This window comes from Qingrenia yutianensis, from assembly GCF_014385105.1.
GTDB classification, from domain to species: domain Bacteria; phylum Bacillota; class Clostridia; order UMGS1810; family UMGS1810; genus Qingrenia; species Qingrenia yutianensis.
Window position 1 is genome coordinate 12,628 of the sequence record NZ_JACRTE010000002.1, and the last position, 17,146, is coordinate 29,773.

The following is a 17,146-nucleotide window of genomic DNA, read 5'->3' on the forward strand; positions in this document are numbered from 1 at the left end:
CTGCGAGGGTTTTTGTACCTTCGCAGTTTTTTATATATACAAAAGAACAATAAAGGAGATTTGACGAATGAAAACAAAAAGAAGTTTATCACTTTTGCTTTGCGTTGTAATGCTTGTATCAACGCTTGTTTTCCCGGCATATGCCGACAGTACGAGCGTAAGCGTTACATTTGCCGCACAAAAAGACGGTGCATTTATTTTTGCACCGCAAAGCATTGAAGTTAAAGACGGCATTGCTGAGGAATACGGTTATACCGTTAAAGAAAACATAACCTCGCCTACTTTTCTTGACGCTCTCGTTGCCGTGCATAAAGCCAAATACGGCGACGCTTTTACAAAGGAAAGTGCAAAAGATTATCTTGATGTAACCAGCGGAGGATGGATACTGAAATCATTCAAATCCGCGGACAGCTGCGGATTTACGGTGAACTCTTCGTCGGCATCTGTTTCAAACGAACAAATTATCAAAAACGGCGACACGCTCGAATATTACTTTTATATGGATACAACAACCTGGAGCGACGTTTACACGTTTTTTGATACATATAAAAAGACCGTAAAAACCGGTGAAAGCTTCTACCTTACATTAAACAAGGTAACATACGACTCATCATACAACCCCGTCGCAGCACCGATCGACGGCACAAACGAAGACAATGCGATTACGATAAACACCGTAAACCCCGACGGCGGTATAAGCGAACCGCTTGACGCCGTGATAAACAAAGACGGCAAGATTTCTCTTAAATTCGATACCGAAGGCACATACACCGTAACCGCACAGGGTTTTGCCGAAACGGGCAGTATTGTTGCGCCGTTCTGCACTGTAACAGCTGAAAAAGCAGAAACCGCGCCCGACTACGAATCGGCGGTAAAAATTGCGTATGATGAATTTTCAACAAAAAACAAATATACTGCATCAAACACACCGCTTGTGTTCCCTCTCGAATACAACTCGGTTACATACACAAACCTTATTTCATATTTAAAAGCTTGGACGCTTGACAAAACAGGTTTTGAGCCTGAAATTGAATACAAATTAACACCGTCCGCAACCGCATATCCCGACTGGAGAAGCGGTGAACCTATCCAATACGTTCCCAATCCGTTTGAGTCCGACGGCGAGGCGGTGCCGAATTATTTTGCCGACAACAAACCGATGTCCAAAATGTTTACCGCGGTTAAATTTAAAATCGGCACAGCGGAAAGCGCAAGTATTGCGACACTGTGGGCAAAAACGACCTCGCTTGAAAGAAACGACGAAGAAATCGTCGATTATGTTGCGTCAAATCTCCCGTTTGCACGCATAAAAGGCAACAACAAATCGGAAAACGAAATCGTTCAGTCAATCGGCGAGCTCTCAAACGGCAGAGTAGGCGCGCTTCCGACCGCAGATAAGCTTTATACAAAATCGAGCGCAACTATCAGCTGGAAACTTGAAAATATAAGCGGAAAAAGCGACGCGCTGACGTTAAAGAACAACAAAATCACTGTTTCACGCCCCGAAATCGGCGAAGATAACGCCGTGTTCAAGCTTACCGCAACTGTAACGTCAGCTAAAGACAGCAGTATAACAAAAGATGTTGTATACACCCTCACCGTTCCTGCATATGAGGCGGTTTATATCCCCGTTCAGGTAACGTCGGGCGCAAACCTTACAATTAAAAATGTCGATGAAAAATACATTGTAAAACAGGAAAACGCACCCGAGGGATACGATCTTTACATCTGCGCACTCCACACGTCGGCAACCGGCACAAAACAGGATTACACATATACCGCAGAGCTTGAAAACTATATCACGAAAAGCGGAACAATTTCCGTGACAGGCGAAACACCGGGCGAAAACATTATTATAAGCCTTACCGCGTCGTCCGCTGACGATACAAAGCTCGGAACGCTTAAATTTCTTGCTCCCGAAATCAAAGACTTTAACTTTGACAAGGACACGGCAGAATATAATGTTGAAATAAACAGCGCACAGTCGGTTAAAATTGCAGGACTTCCTGCGGTAAACGGCGCGGACGTTAAAATTACGTCGTACTATTCTTCGCTCGCAAATGCAAACAAAGGCACGCTTAACACAAAAGGCACAGCGCTTAACGCAAGGGGCGTTAACTGCTATCTCCCCGACGCACCCGGTGTTTCGGTTATAAAAATAACCGTAACCGCACCGAGCGGAAGTGTTCAGGAGCAGAAAACACGTGAATATACAATAAACATCACGAAAAAGAGCGATACAAAACCGCTCACCGGTCTTGTTATCACCGCGCTTTCAACCGAAAACGGCAAAGCCGATTCGCGTGCTGACGAGGAAAAACTCGCCCCCTTGTTCGTATCGGGCGACAACGCAGGAACATACTGTTATACGGTAAACTATTTCCGCAATCAAATAACGGTTAAGCCCACCGCAAAGGGTGCGGATATAAAAGTCAACGGCGAAACGGTTGCAAGCGGAAAGGTAAGCAATCCGATAAATCTTGAAGTCGGAAACAACGAAATAAAAATCGAAGTTACGCTCGGCGGAAATACCGAAACATACACGGTTGTTGTCCGCAGAAAAGCAAAGCTTGTAATAACGGACGTTAAGCTCGATAACGGATATCTTTCATCACTCGACAACGGCAGAACGGGAAGCTGTTCGTTTGCAAATAATGCAGACAAGATTAACGTTACTTATATCACAAACGAACCGTGTGACATCACCATCACGGCAGGCGACAAGGTTTACACAGGCACTTCGGGCGAACCTATTGAAATTGACACTGACGGCGAAGACTCAATTATACCGATTACAAAAATTTCACACACGGTTGACGGTGTTTTGGAGGAACAAAACTACGTTATAAGTTTCAGAAGACTGGCGGCAACATCACCGAACGCGGTTGAAAGTTATCTTCCCGCCCCCGGTCAGTTTGTAAACCAGACGCCGTACCGAAATCCCGATGTTGTCATTTCCTCGTCCGGCTCGGTTGTCACACTCGGTGCGTTCGGCGGATACGCTGTTTACAGATACGATGATCCTATCGCAAACGACAGCAAAAATCCTTACGGAATTGACTTTATAATTTACGGAAACGCATTCAAAAACGACGACGGCACAACCTCGTCGGGCGCAGCTGAACCCGGTGCTGTAATGGTATCGAAAGACGGCGTAAATTGGTATGAGCTTGCAGGCGCAAAATATTACAGTGCCGATACGCGCCGCAATATTTCGGTAACCTACACAAACGGCGACGAAACCTTTACCTCGGCGTCCGATACCGCGTGGACAAGCAGTGACGGCGAAAGCGGTATTATGCCCAAAAACGATTATCACAAACAACCGTATTACCCCGATCCGTCGTTCTACGGCAAATATCAGAACGGCATAGGCAAAAACGACAGCTATACCTCAAAAACCGTAACATTTACCGGTACAATAATAGACCCCGGATTTTATCCGTTCGGCTATGCAGACTCGCACAGCAAAAACGAAAATTTTTCAGCCGGCACAGCGGTAAATCCGTATGTTAAGAACCACGAATACAAATACAACGGCGACGGTTTTGACATTTCGTGGGCGGTTGACGAAAATGGAAACAGGGTTGAGCTTGACGAAATAAGCTATATTAAAATATACAATCCCACATTGAGCTACGGCACGTCAACGGGCGAAAAATCCCCCGAAATTTCGGCAATCGCGCGTGCAAAGGCAAACACAGAGGACGCAGGCGTTTCCTCTCCACTTTCGTCGCTTTATGTAAACGGCAAAGAAGTTACTCTTGAAGACGGAAAATTCACATACACCGTTGACGCGGAAAATGCCGAAACGCTCGAAATCGCTCCGACCGCAAAAATTGCCGATGCAAATATTTACGTTTCGGATACGCGCGTAAACTCGGGCGAAAAATGCAAAATCACATCGGCCGCAAAAACAAGAATTATCGTTCAGGACGGCGAAAAAGAGCCTGTAATTTATATACTCGGCTTTGAAAACATCCCCACCGAAAGCGATAACTCATCGCTTTCGTCGATTGAAATATCACCCGACGGCATAAGCCTTTCGCCCGACAGTGAAAACAAGCTTGCATACGCCGTTTCAAACAACACGGCAACTGTAAGAATTACCCCCAAAACCGCAGGCAGAAAGGCGACGGCTGAAATTTCGGGCAAAAGCCTTGAAAATGCCGTAACACTTAACAACGGCGAAGAAAGCGCGGTTATCGACCTTTCGGTCGGCGAAAACGTTTTCGACATCAAAGTTAAATCGGAAAACGGCAAAAACGAAAAAACATACACATTCACAATTACACGAAAAAGCGCTTCGTCATCAACTCCGTCAAGCAACGAAATTACCGTTTCGTTCACGCTTACGGGCGACGTAATCCACTACAATAAAGATACTGACCTATACACGGGAAATCACAAAAAACCTGTTTGGATAAAAACCCAGAACGTTGTTATTCCCAAAAATTCAACGCTCAAATACATAACAGAGCTTATGCTTAACAACGCGAAGATTGATTTTGTAACCAGCGGTGTTTACATTTCGTATATAAACGGTATCGGCGAATTTGACAACGGCAAAAATTCGGGCTGGATGTATAGGGTCAACGACGTAATTTCAAACGTCGGCTATGCGGCTAAAAAACTTTCGGACGGCGACGTGATTGAATGGTTCTACACCGACGATTATCTGACCGAGAAAAACTACGAAAAATGGGACGACCCGAAACCGTCATCATCAAAAAGCAACACAGCCGAAAACGGCAAAACAGACAAATCGGACACAAAAACACCCGAGAATAACAAGAGATTTGACGAAAATACATTTGCCGACGTTAAAAAAGACGACTGGTATTTTGACGCGGTAAAATACGTATACGACAAAGGCATCATAAAAGGCACCGACAAAGGCTTTGAGCCGAACACCGATATGTCGCGCGCTATGCTTGTGACGGTGCTTTGGAGAATGGAAAACTCGCCTGTCGTAAACTTTGCAATGAAGTTTAACGACGCAAACGACGGCTGGTATACCGAGGCAATCCGCTGGGCGGCGTCCGAGGGTATTGTTTCGGGAATTTCCGAAGATACGTTCGGGACCGACGAGCCTATAACACGCGAAATGCTCACAACAATTCTTTACCGCTATGCGCAGAAGAAAAATATTGACGTTTCTTCCGGAGAAAACACAAATATCCTCTCCTATTCCGACGCGGAAAGTATTTCGGAATACGCGGTTTCCGCTATGCAGTGGGCTGTCGGCGAAGGCATCATCAAAGGCGAAAGCGAAACTCTCATTGCCCCCGACGGCAAAGCACTTCGCGCACAGTGCGCCGCACTTATTATGCGTTTTTGCGAAAAATACTCAAAATAATATTTTTCTGTCAGTTTAAGGTCTGCAAAATGCAGACCTTATTTGACTTTATAACGCTTTTATTATATAATTGTTTTATCAAATTTACGAGGTTCGTTTTATGAAAAAATATAAAGGTATAATTATAGCACTTCTTGCAGTAGTTTTAACGCTTTCGGCGGCGTTTTTTATAGGAAATTCGAAAAAAGACATCGCGCAAAATACTGTTAAAACCGCAGATTTAACAAGCAAATCGGAAAACGGAAACGCACAAAAAAGCGAAATCGAAAACGAGGAAAAAACGGATATTCAGGGCGAAGCAAACCGAAACGGAAAATCGGAGGAAAAGGCTGAAACAAGCGAAAAAACGGAAATAAAAACCGACAAATATCAAACCGAGCCGACGCCCGAGGGCGTGCCGAGCCCCGTTGAACCGCAAAATTCAACCGTTACGAAAAAAGAGCTTACCTGCACGCTTTCCGTAAGCTGTGAAACGATTTTAAACAATATGGATAAGCTTGACAAAAACAAAGTTGGCATAATCCCCGAAAACGGCGTTATTTTAGCCGAAAAAACCGCGGTGTTCTATGAAGGTGAGAGCGTTTTCAATCTGCTTTCGCGCGAGATGAAGAAAAACAAAATCCATCTTGAATTTGTAAACACACCGATTTACAACAGTGCGTATATCGAGGGAATTGCAAATATTTACGAATTTGACTGCGGAAATCTTTCAGGCTGGATGTATAAGGTAAACGGAAAATTTCCGAATTACGGCTGTTCGCGCTACAAGCTTTCGGACGGCGACAAGTTGGAATGGGTTTACACCTGCGACCTTGGGCGCGATGTTGGGGATAACAGCTACAGCGGAGGGCAAAAAGAATGACGGAATTTAAAAAAATGCACCCTATTGTGAATTTTCTGTTTTTTCTTTTTGCAATAGGCTTTGCAATGGTTTTCACGCATCCATTATGCCTTGCGCTGTCGTTTTTGTCCGCCGTATTTTCAAGGCATTTTGCAGTCGGAAAACCAAAGGCGAAAAGCGTTATTTACACGGCGATACTTTTTATATCGGCATCTTTGATAACCCCTCTTTTCAGTCACGAGGGCGTGACGATTTTGACCTATCTTCCAAGCGGAAATCCGCTTACCGCGGAATCAATTTTATACGGAATTTCCGCGTCGTTTATGCTCATAACCGCGCTGATTTGGTTTTCGTCGTTCAACACCGTTATGACAAGCGACAAAATCGTGTATCTTGCAGGCAGACTTGCGCCGTCGCTTTCGCTCGTTTTTTCAATGTGTCTGCGGTTTGTACCGCGCTTTGTGTCACAGATTAAAAAAATCGCACTCGCGCGCAAAACATACGGAAAAGGCTCACCGCAAAGGCTTACGGAACGCATAAAAGACGCGCTTGCGGTTTTGTCGGCGGCGGTAAGCATCAGCCTTGAAGGCTCGATTGAAACCGCAGACAGTATGAAATGCCGGGGCTACGGACTTTCGCACCGCACGGCATACACAAACTACCGCATATCTTCGCGCGATGTTTTTTGGATTTTCTGGATTTTGTGCCTTTCGGCATACATAATTATCGGAAAAATTTTAGGTCAAATTAACTTTGCATATTATCCGTACATAAAGTCTGCACCGATGAATTTTTATACCGCAAGCGTGTTTTTATCATATTTTCTTCTTGGCGCAACACCTGTCATAATCGAAATAAAGGAGGCTCAAAGGTGGAAAGCATTAAAATCGAAAATTTAACATTTACATACCCTCTAAACTCCGCTCCGAGCCTCAAAAACGTTTCGCTTAACGTAGACAAAGGCGAATTTGTAACAATTTTCGGGAAGTCGGGGTGCGGAAAGTCCACGCTTTTAAGGCACATAAAACCGCCCCTCTGCCCTTACGGCGAGCGCACGGGTGAGGTATATCTCGGCGAAAGGTGCGTTTTTTCGCTTTCAAACCGCGAACAGGCAGAAAAAATCGGCTTTGTTATGCAAAATCCCGACGAGCAGATTGTCACCGACAAGGTGTGGCACGAGCTTGCGTTCGGGCTTGAAAATCTCGGCATTGCAAATGACGAAATCCGCGCGCGTGTTGCCGAAACGTCGGCATTTTTCGGTATATCCGATTGGTTTTACAAAAACACCGACACCCTTTCGGGCGGACAAAAACAGCTTTTGAACCTCGCGTCTGTAATGGTTATGCAGCCGTCGGTGCTGATTTTGGACGAGCCGACAAGCCGTCTTGACCCCATTTCGGCGAAAAATTTTCTTCAGGCAGTATCAAACTTAAACAAAGAACTCGGAACAACGGTAATTCTCACCGAACACCGTCTTGACGAAGCACTGGCAATGTCAGACGTTTGCGTTGCAATGGAAAACGGCGAAATAATCGCGCAGGGCGAGCCGAGGAGGGTTTGCAAAAAACTTGAAGAACTCAAAAGCGACCTCACCCTCTCTCTGCCCGTTCCGGCGAGAATTTTTTCGACGGTCGGCTATGACGGAAATTTACCGCTTACGGTGCGCGAGGGACGAAAAATTTTAAATGACAGCAAAATTTTAAACAGGCTTGATTTTGCAAAAAATCCGCCCTGTGACAAGAAATGCGCGCTGGAGCTTAAAAACCTTTATTTTCGCTACGAGAAAGACTCTCCGGATATTTTGAAAGGCCTGTCGGCGAAGATTTACGAGGGCGAGCATTATGCAATTCTCGGCGCCAACGGCGCGGGAAAAAGCACGCTTTTAAACGTTATTTCGGGCGGATTTACACCGTATTCGGGAAAAATTAACGTTTTAAACGGAAAAAAAATTGCATATCTTCCGCAGGAAGTAAAAATGATTTTTTCAAAAAACACCGTTGAGGACGATTTGCGCGAGGCAGTGCAGAAAGACAGCGAAAACTTTGAAAAACGGCTTGAAAACGTGATTGAAATATGCGGACTTGAAAACCTTACCGACCGCCACCCGTACGATTTGTCGGGCGGAGAACAACAGCGCACGGCAATGGCGAAAGTCCTTTTAACCGAGCCTGACATTCTGCTTTTGGACGAGCCGACAAAGGGCATTGACGCGCATTTCAAGCAAAAACTCGCGCGCCTTATAAAAACACTTCAAAAAAGCGGAATTACCGTTGTCACCGTGTCGCACGATATTGAATTCTGCGCGGAATTTGCCGACAGATGCGCTATGTTTTTTGACGGGCAAATTGTGTCGGAGGGCGCGCCGAGGGAGTTTTTCGACGGCAAGAATTTTTACACCACCGCGGCAAACAGAATGTCACGGCAAATAATTGACAATGCCGTTTTGGAGCGCGACGTGATTTTTGCGCTCGGCGGTAAAATTACGGAAACCGAAGATGAAAGCGTATCAAACATTCTTTTGAAATCAACGGAAAGAAAAGCGGAAAAAGCCGAAAATCCAAGCGAAAAGCACATTTCGCCGAAAAGAATTGCGCTCGGCATAATCTTTGCACTGCTCTTTGTTTTGCAAAGCCGTTTCAGCGTTTATCCGACCGCGGTGTTAACCAAAATTTTCGGAAGTTTCGGCGAAAGCGCGGCGCAGATTTTGAGCATCATAACACTTGCCGTATCGCTCATTTGCTTTATACCGCAGAAAAAAATCGGTATAGACACAAAAAAATCAAGCGGAAAACTTGACAAACGCACGCTTTTGGCGTCGGTTTTCGTACTTATCGCAGTACCGCTCACCGTTCTTTACGGAGTGTATTTTTTGGGCGACAGAAAGTTTTATTTTATCAGCCTTGCAGTGATTTTTGAAACGCTCATCCCGTTTTTTGCGGTGTTTGAGGGGCGCAAACCCAAAGCGCGCGAACTGGTTGTTATAAGCGTTTTGTGCGCGCTTGCGGTTGCAGGCAGAACCGCGTTTTTTATGCTTCCGCAGTTTAAGCCGATTGTTGCAGTCGTGATGATTTCAGCGGTTTGTTTCGGCGCGGAAACGGGATTTTTGGTCGGCGCGGTGTCGGCATTTGTGTCGAATTTTTATTTTTCACAGGGTCCGTGGACGCCGTGGCAAATGCTCGCGCTCGGCGCAGTCGGGTTTGTGACGGGAATAGTTTATCAAAAAAACATTTTTCCCAAAACAAAACTTTCTCTCGCCGTTTTCGGATTTTTTGCAACGCTCATAATCTACGGCGGAATAATGAACCCGGCATCGGTAATCACATATCAGCCCTACCCCGATTTTGCGCTTATCGTTTCGTCATATTGGCTGGGCTTGCCGTTCGACCTTGTGCACGCGTTTTCCACCGCATTTTTTATGTGGTTTATATCCGAACCGCTGATAGATAAACTTGAACGCATAAAAATAAAATACGGTCTTGTGAAAGATGAGTGAAAAATTCACTGTTAACTTGATTTTTTTGCAAAACAGTGCTATAATATACTCTAGCAATTTTTTGGAGGTAATGAGAATATGAGTAAAGGCAGTATTAAAGTAAATACGGAAAATCTTCTTCCGATAATAAAAAAATGGCTTTATTCAGACAAGGACATTTTTTTGAGAGAGCTTGTTTCAAACGCGCAGGACGCGGTTATGAAGCTTAAAAAACTTGCCGCAATCGGCGAGGCAAATATAGCGGACAGCGAGGATTTCAGAATTGATGTTATCGTGAACAAAACCGCGAAAACCTTAAAAGTGTGCGACAACGGCATAGGTATGACCGCGGACGAGGTTGACAAATACATAAACCAGGTTGCATTTTCGGGCGCGGAGGATTTTATAGCAAAATACGAAAATTCAAAGGACAAAGAGGGCGAAATTATAGGCCACTTCGGTCTTGGATTTTATTCTGCGTTTATGGTGTCAAAGAGCGTTGAGATTGACACTCTTTCATATGCGGACGGCGCAAAAAGCGTTCACTGGGAAAGCGACGGCGGTACGGAATTTGACATTGAGGACGGCACAAAGGAAAGCCGAGGAACAGTTATCACGCTTCATTTAAACGAGGACAGTGAGGAATTTCTGGATGTTGTAACCGTCAGAAAAACGCTTATAAAATACTGCGGATTTCTCCCTGTTAACATCTATCTTATAAACGAAGAAAAAGAAGTTAAGGACGGCGAGGAGGACAAAAACGCAAACACTCCCATAAACGACACGCATCCGCTTTGGCTCAAAAATCCGAGTGACTGCACCGAGGAAGAATACAAAGATTTCTACCGCAAGGTGTTTATGGACTTCAACGAACCTCTTTTTCACATACATTTGAACGTTGATTTCCCGTTTAATTTAAAGGGAATTTTGTATTTCCCCAAGCTTAACCACGAGTTTCAGAGCATTGAGGGACAGATTAAACTTTTCAACAATCAGGTGTTTATTGCGGACAACATAAAGGAAGTTATCCCCGAGTATCTTATGCTTTTAAAGGGCGTTATCGACTGCCCCGACCTGCCTCTTAACGTATCCCGAAGCTTTTTGCAGAACGACGGCTACGTTACAAAGGTATCGAACCACATCACAAAAAAGGTTGCGGACAAGCTTAATTCGCTTTATAAAACCGAAAAAGAAACATATGAAAAATATTGGGACGACATCAATCCGTTTGTTAAATACGGCTGTCTGCGCGACGACAAATTCTATGACAGGGTTAAAGATATTCTTCTTTTCAAGGATATTGACGGCGCATACAAAACACTCAAAGATTTTACCGACGCAGACGTTAAAGAGGTTTACTACGTTACCGATAAGGACGCACAGGCACAGTATATTGACCTTTTGAAAGCGGACGGAATTACCCCCGTGCTTTTGCCCGATATGCTGGACAACCATTTTGTAAGCTATCTCGAATACAAAAATTCCGATATAAAATTCAAGCGCGTTGACTCGTTTATCGGCGACAATCTAAAAGACAACAAGGAAAGCGAAGAAAGCGTTAAAAACAAAATCACCGAAATTTTTAAGGATATTTTGGACAAAGACACAAAAATTGAGGTTTCGCCGTTAAAATCCGAGGATGTTTCGGCGCTGTTCGTTCTTTCCGAGGAGGAAAGACGTATGGCAGAGATGTCGAAAATGTTCGGAAATATGGACTTCGGCGTTCCGAAAGCCGGCGAAACGTTTGTTGTAAACAGCAAAAATCCGCTTGTGCTCAAAATCTGCGAAATTGAGGACAGCGACACCAAAAATCTTTTGGCAAGACAGGTTTACGATATGGCGCGTCTTTCGCACAAAACTCTTTCCGGCGACGATTTGACGGCATTTTTAAAACGAAGCAGTGACCTTTATATGAAGCTTGCCGACAACAAATAACCAATAATTTCTGTAAAATATCAATTTTTGACAACCGCATTTTTAAATATGCGGTTGTTTTTTTAATTTTTTTGTATAATTTTCAAATAACTATTGCATAAATTTATAAAAAAGTGTATAATTTAATAAACTTATGAATTTTGCCACGAGGTAGAATATATGAAAACTGTTGCAATATTATCCAATGCAAAAAAGGACAAAGACTTTAAAACCGCGGAGGCGGTTTATCAAATTATAAAGTCGAAATACAATGTTATAAGTCACATAAATATGCATATAAACGGTATAAAATATACGAGCGAGGACTATGTTCTGCGAAATGCCGAGCTTATTATCGTTCTCGGCGGAGACGGAACAATTCTGCGCACGGCGAGAAAGGTGTGCAAGCGAAAAACTCCAATTCTCGGCATAAATATGGGCAGAGTGGGATTTTTGGCTGAAATCGAAAAAAATTCTCTCGAAAAATATCTCTCGCGCCTTATCGACGGAAAATACTCCATTGAAACACGCAGTATGCTTTATGCCTGCGTTGAAAGAAACGGTCAGCGGATTGCGAAATTTAACGCGCTCAACGACGTTGTTATATCGTGCAATTCGTTCAAAAGAATGGTGGACGTTGAGATTTTTGTTGACGGCACAAAGCTTGACAGTTATTCGGCGGACGGCGTAATTGCATCAACTCCGACCGGTTCGACGGCATATTCTTTATCTGCCGGCGGTCCGCTTGTCGACAGTGCGCTCGACATTATGCTGATAACCCCGATATGCCCCCACTCTCTCACGGCGCGCTCCATTATCCTGCCCGGTGAAAAAACGGTCAAAATCCGTCTGCGCGAAAAAACCGCTCGCCACTCAATTCTCACAATCGACGGTCAGGAGGGTTTTGATTTGGAGGACGGCGACGTTATCAAAATCTGCAAATCAAACTATCAGACATCACTTATAAAACTATCGGATTTAAGTTTTTATGACGTATTGAAACAAAAACTCTGCGAGCGCGGAAAGCAAAACGAAAGGAACTTTTAAAATGACGAAAAGCGAAAGACAAGCAAAAATACTTGAAATTATATCGGAAAACGCGGTATCGACGCAGGACGAAATTGTGCGCATTTTAAATGACGCTGGCTACAACGTGACACAGGCGACCACCTCGCGCGATTTGCAGGAACTGCGCATAACAAAGCTTATGCTCCCCGACGGCACATATAAATACGCGGCGGCAAAACTGCCCGAAATTAACATCAGCGAAAAAATGAACGCGGTTTTCTCGCAGTGCCTTGTGAGCGTTGACTATGCAATGAACATTGTCGTTGTAAAAACGTTTACCGGTGCGGCACAGGCTGTTGCCGCGGCGATTGATTCGTTTGTCTGGGACGAAATCGTCGGCTCAATCGCGGGCGACGACACAATTATGATTGTTGTGCGCAACGAAAAAAGCGCAAAACAGCTTACAGTTAAATTATCGAGATTTATAGCATAAGAGGTGAAAACAATGCTTACTCATTTGAGCATAAAAAACATTGCGGTTATCGACAAAGCGCAGATTGATTTTGATAACGGTTTTAACATTCTCACAGGCGAAACGGGCGCAGGAAAGTCGATTATTATAAATTCACTTAATATTTTAAAGGGCGAGCGTGCGTCAAAAGAGCTTATCCGTTCGGGAGAGCAGAGCGCGCGCGTTGACGGAATTTTCACCGTGTCGGACGAAATAAAAAACGAAATTGAAAATCTTATCGGCATTGATGTTGACGACAACGAAATTATGATTTCGCGCGAATTTAACCTTGACGGAAAAAACAGCGTCCGCATAAACGGCAGTGTCGTCACGCTTTCTATGCTTAAAGAAATCGGCGAATTTTTCGTAAATATCCACGGTCAGCACGACTCCACCTCACTGCTTGTCAAAAAAAGCCATATGGGATTTTTGGATAATTTTGGCGGTGAAAACCTTAAAAATGCGCTTTCGGAATATGCAAAAGTTTATGAGGAATACAAAAAAACAAAATCGGAACTTGACGCGCTGTCTACCGACGAAACCGAAAAAGAACGCAGAATGGACCTTTTGAAATATCAGATTGAGGAAATCGAGGTTGCAAATCTTTCGGCGGACGAGGAGGACGACCTCACCGAAAGACGGAATTTTCTTGCAAACGCTCAAAAAATTTCGGAAAACTGTCTTTCGGCGTTCGACAAGCTGTATGACGGCGAAGAAACGGGAAATTCGGCTCACGACCTCATTTGGGAGGCTGTTAAGCTTTTGGAACAGGTGACGGAATTTAACTCGGAGCTTGACGGAATTTGCAAGGAACTTACCGATATGACCTACATAATTTCCGATCACTCGCACACCATCAAAAAGCTTGCAGACAGTCTTGACAGCAACGATTACGAACTTAACGAAATTGAGGAACGGCTTGATTTAATATACAGTTTAAAGCGAAAATACGGCGCAAACCTCGGCGACGTTTTAAAGTATCTTGACAAAATCAAAAAAGAATATGCCGAAATCGAGCACAGCGGCGAACAGATTAAAATTCTTAACGAAAAACTTAAAGAACTTGAACTTGAAAGGCTGGAAAAAGCCGAGGCACTATCGCTTATACGAAAAGAAAACGCCAAAATTTTGAGCGAAAAAATCTGCGCCGAGCTTGCCGAACTTGAAATGTCGAAAACGGTGTTTGAGGTTAAAATTGAGGACACGGAATTTTCAGCAAACGGCAAGGACGATATAGAATTTTTAATCAGCACAAATCTCGGCGAAATGCCGAAACCGCTGTCAAAAATCGCGTCAGGCGGTGAACTTTCGCGAATAATTCTCGCTATAAAGAGCGTTATTACAAGCGAAAAAAGCGCCGGCACGCTTATTTTTGACGAGGTTGACACCGGCGTAAGCGGAAAAACGGCACAGAAAATCGGCGAAAAGCTATACAAAATGACAAAAAGCGCGCAGGTTATCTGCATAACCCACCTTGCGCAGATTGCCGCACTTGCGGACAAGCATTTTCTGATTGAGAAAAAAACCGAAAACGGACGCACGCGCACCGAAATCACACCGCTTGAGGGAGATTTGCGCGTAAACGAAATTGCGCGAATTATCGGCGGTGAGGTAATCACCGACCTTACGCGCGAAAACGCAAAAGAGCAGATTTTGCTTGCGGACGAAATTAAAAACAAGCTGAAAAAATAAAAGTCAGGGGGTTTTAATATGCACGAAAGACGCGATAAAATCAACTATTATCTTGACATTGCGGAAACCGTGTCAAAGCGCGGTACCTGCATAAGACGCAACTGGGGAAGTATCATCGTAAAAAACGACGAAATTATTTCAACAGGATACTCGGGCGCGCCGAGAGGACGCAAAAACTGCATTGATTTGGGATTTTGCCTGCGCGAGAAACTCAACATTCCGCGCGGAGAACGGTATGAACTTTGCAGAAGCGTTCATTCCGAGGCGAATGCAATAATCTCCGCACCGCGCTCTTTAATGCTTGACGCAACTCTTTATCTTGTCGGAAAAAACGCACGCACGGGCGAATATGTTGAAAACGCAACCTCGTGCGCTATGTGCAAAAGAATGGTGATAAATGCCGGAATTAAAGAGGTTATCGTGCGCGAGGGACACGACAAATACAAAATTATAAAGGTGTCCGACTGGATTGAGCACGACGACTCGCTCACCGAAAATTTCGGCTATTAAACAGCATAAAAGTATCACACTTCGGAGGATTAAATGATTAGTGTTGAACTGATTTTATTTATACTTAAATATGTGTTTGTAATTTTGGCGTTTTTGTTTATCGCAAGCGTTACAAAGCTGATTTATCTCGACATCACCGACACGTCGCGCTATCTTAAAACCGTCGAGGACGCGTATGCTTATTTAAAGCTTATAAACCTGCGCGAGGACCTCAATTTTAAGGTGTACGAAAGCTACGGCATCGGCGAAAACGTGACAATCGGCAGAAAGAAAAGCTGTACGATACGCATAAACTGCCCGTTTTTGTCAAAGGTTCACGCGCGGATTTTTCTTTACAAAGACAAATTTTACGTTGAGGATTTGGGAAGTACAAACGGCACTTTTGTAGGCGGAAAACAGGTTCTCGAAAAGCCCGTCCGCATAAAAGACGGCGACAAAATTTCGTTCGGCGGACTGAGCTTTCTTTTTGTGGAAGTGCTTGACAATTCAAGGGAGGAAAACGAAAATGACGAGATTTAAACTGCGTCCTCCCCTGTTTCTTCTGCTTCTTGACATCTGCGGTTTCGGCTCGTTTCTGCTTTTGACGGGTGACAGTACCGTAAGAAAAGACGCGCTTATTTCGGCGCTTGTGTTTTTCGGCGCGTTGATGCTCATATACATTCTTATGACCGCTTTTAAGCTCGGCGACGTTTACCTTTATCTTATCGCGTCGTTTCTTGTAAGCATAGGTCTTATAATGCTTTTCCGCATTGATTATCAGACATTCGGCAGAAAGCAAACCGCGTGGTTTTTCATCGGCTTGGGACTGTTTTTGATTTCCTATGTCTTTATGCGGTTTATAAAGGTTTGGGATAAACTGCTTGTGTTTTATGCGGCAATGACATTCGTGCTTTTCCTTATAACTCTCATTTTCGGTGAAAACATAAAAGGCGCGAAAAACTGGATAAAAATAGGCGCGCTCACCATTCAGCCGTCCGAGATTATAAAGATTTTTTACGTATTCACAATAGCGTGTTTCATATCGAAAAAAACACCCGAAAATCACTTTTTCAACACTGTGCGTTTCGGCTTTAAAACGGGCGATTTGCTCCTTTCGGCATACGTTTACGGCTGTGTCGGATTTTTTGCAATTCTCAACGAATGGGGCACTGCGCTGTTGTTCTTTTTGACGTATTTTGTGGCGATGTTCATATACGACAAAAGCTTAAAACTTGTGCTTGTAAACGGAATTATGTCAGCGTTTATCGGCATTTTGGGATATTTTTTCACCGACCAGATTTCAACGCGTGTGCACATTTGGCTCGACCCGTGGAAAGATATGCAAGGCAAAAGCTACCAGATTGCGCAGTCACTTTTTGCGATTGTGTCGGGCGGATTTTTCGGGAGCGGACTCGGGCAAGGCTCGCCCACAAGCATCCCCGAAAGCCATTCGGACTTTATATTTTCGGCAATATGCGAGGAAATGGGCTTGTTTACGGGAATTGCAATAATTATGTGCTACTTCATTTTCACCTACCGCGGTGTTAAAATCGCACTCAAAACAAACAACGATTTCTACAAAGCGGTTGCAATTCTCCTTACAACGGTGTTCGGATTTCAAACGTTTATAATAATCGGCGGTGTTATAAAAATGATACCGCTCACCGGCATAACGCTCCCGTTTGTAAGCTACGGCGGAAGTTCGATTATATCAAGCTTTATAATGCTGGGAATTATGGCGGCAATTTCGTCAACCGAAAAAAATCTTTAAAAATTGTGAATAAATAATTTATACAAAAATCTGCAAATTAAGGATAATTTGCGGATTTTTTTTGATAATAAGAGTATGAATTTTAAAAA

Annotated in this window: 11 protein-coding genes; all 11 read left to right on the forward strand. The window is 43.9% G+C overall.

The features are described from left to right. Positions 1-67 precede the first annotated feature (67 nt). The 11 genes from H8706_RS01970 to H8706_RS02020 all read left to right on the forward strand — a co-directional run bounded on the left by H8706_RS01970 (position 68) and on the right by H8706_RS02020 (position 17,057). The gene (locus H8706_RS01970; protein WP_262431297.1) at positions 68-5,359 is read left to right on the forward strand and encodes an S-layer homology domain-containing protein; all 5,292 of its coding nucleotides are present in this window, start codon (positions 68-70) and stop codon (positions 5,357-5,359) included. A gap of 100 nt (positions 5,360-5,459) precedes the next feature. After that, positions 5,460-6,221 (forward strand): DUF4430 domain-containing protein, encoded by a 762-nt coding sequence (locus tag H8706_RS01975; protein WP_262431298.1) that lies wholly within the window; start codon positions 5,460-5,462, stop codon positions 6,219-6,221. Then, a complete protein-coding gene (locus H8706_RS01980) occupies positions 6,218-7,099 on the forward strand; it encodes an energy-coupling factor transporter transmembrane component T (protein ID WP_262431299.1) in 882 nt (293 codons plus the stop codon). The genes H8706_RS01975 and H8706_RS01980 overlap by 4 nt, the downstream gene beginning before the upstream one ends. Beyond that, on the forward strand, positions 7,072-9,693 hold the full coding sequence (locus tag H8706_RS01985) for an energy-coupling factor transporter ATPase (protein WP_262431300.1): 2,622 nt from the start codon (positions 7,072-7,074) through the stop codon (positions 9,691-9,693). The genes H8706_RS01980 and H8706_RS01985 overlap by 28 nt, the downstream gene beginning before the upstream one ends. Before the next feature lie 78 nt (positions 9,694-9,771). After that, positions 9,772-11,607: a molecular chaperone HtpG gene (gene htpG, locus H8706_RS01990; protein WP_262431301.1), complete on the forward strand. Its 1,836-nt coding sequence runs from the start codon at positions 9,772-9,774 to the stop codon at positions 11,605-11,607. 159 nt (positions 11,608-11,766) lie between these two features. Further along, complete coding sequence (locus H8706_RS01995; RefSeq protein WP_262431302.1) at positions 11,767-12,633, forward strand: NAD(+)/NADH kinase; 867 nt, start codon at positions 11,767-11,769, stop codon at positions 12,631-12,633. 1 nt (position 12,634) lies between these two features. Beyond that, a complete protein-coding gene (argR, locus tag H8706_RS02000) occupies positions 12,635-13,087 on the forward strand; it encodes an arginine repressor (protein ID WP_262431303.1) in 453 nt (150 codons plus the stop codon). A 12-nt stretch (positions 13,088-13,099) separates the two neighbouring features. After that, the gene (gene recN, locus H8706_RS02005) at positions 13,100-14,797 is read left to right on the forward strand and encodes a DNA repair protein RecN (RefSeq protein WP_262431304.1); all 1,698 of its coding nucleotides are present in this window, start codon (positions 13,100-13,102) and stop codon (positions 14,795-14,797) included. An 18-nt stretch (positions 14,798-14,815) separates the two neighbouring features. Beyond that, the gene (locus H8706_RS02010; RefSeq protein WP_178348516.1) at positions 14,816-15,307 is read left to right on the forward strand and encodes a deoxycytidylate deaminase; all 492 of its coding nucleotides are present in this window, start codon (positions 14,816-14,818) and stop codon (positions 15,305-15,307) included. Between the two features lie 33 nt (positions 15,308-15,340). Then, positions 15,341-15,826, forward strand: a complete 486-nt coding sequence (locus H8706_RS02015) for an FHA domain-containing protein (protein WP_178348515.1) — start codon at positions 15,341-15,343, stop codon at positions 15,824-15,826. Further along, on the forward strand, positions 15,813-17,057 hold the full coding sequence (locus tag H8706_RS02020; protein ID WP_262431305.1) for an FtsW/RodA/SpoVE family cell cycle protein: 1,245 nt from the start codon (positions 15,813-15,815) through the stop codon (positions 17,055-17,057). The genes H8706_RS02015 and H8706_RS02020 overlap by 14 nt, the downstream gene beginning before the upstream one ends. Positions 17,058-17,146: the final 89 nt, after the last annotated feature.

What these genes read in the sequence shown, in the direction of transcription:
- H8706_RS01970 (WP_262431297.1), top strand. Translation starts at nt 68, where the DNA reads ATGAAAACAAAAAGAAGTTTATCACTTTTGCTTTGCGTTGTAATGCTT.
- H8706_RS01975 (WP_262431298.1), top strand. Translation starts at nt 5,460, where the DNA reads ATGAAAAAATATAAAGGTATAATTATAGCACTTCTTGCAGTAGTTTTA.
- H8706_RS01980 (WP_262431299.1), top strand. Translation starts at nt 6,218, where the DNA reads ATGACGGAATTTAAAAAAATGCACCCTATTGTGAATTTTCTGTTTTTT.
- htpG (WP_262431301.1), top strand. Translation starts at nt 9,772, where the DNA reads ATGAGTAAAGGCAGTATTAAAGTAAATACGGAAAATCTTCTTCCGATA.
- H8706_RS01995 (WP_262431302.1), top strand. Translation starts at nt 11,767, where the DNA reads ATGAAAACTGTTGCAATATTATCCAATGCAAAAAAGGACAAAGACTTT.
- argR (WP_262431303.1), top strand. Translation starts at nt 12,635, where the DNA reads ATGACGAAAAGCGAAAGACAAGCAAAAATACTTGAAATTATATCGGAA.
- recN (WP_262431304.1), top strand. Translation starts at nt 13,100, where the DNA reads ATGCTTACTCATTTGAGCATAAAAAACATTGCGGTTATCGACAAAGCG.
- H8706_RS02010 (WP_178348516.1), top strand. Translation starts at nt 14,816, where the DNA reads ATGCACGAAAGACGCGATAAAATCAACTATTATCTTGACATTGCGGAA.
- H8706_RS02015 (WP_178348515.1), top strand. Translation starts at nt 15,341, where the DNA reads ATGATTAGTGTTGAACTGATTTTATTTATACTTAAATATGTGTTTGTA.
- H8706_RS02020 (WP_262431305.1), top strand. Translation starts at nt 15,813, where the DNA reads ATGACGAGATTTAAACTGCGTCCTCCCCTGTTTCTTCTGCTTCTTGAC.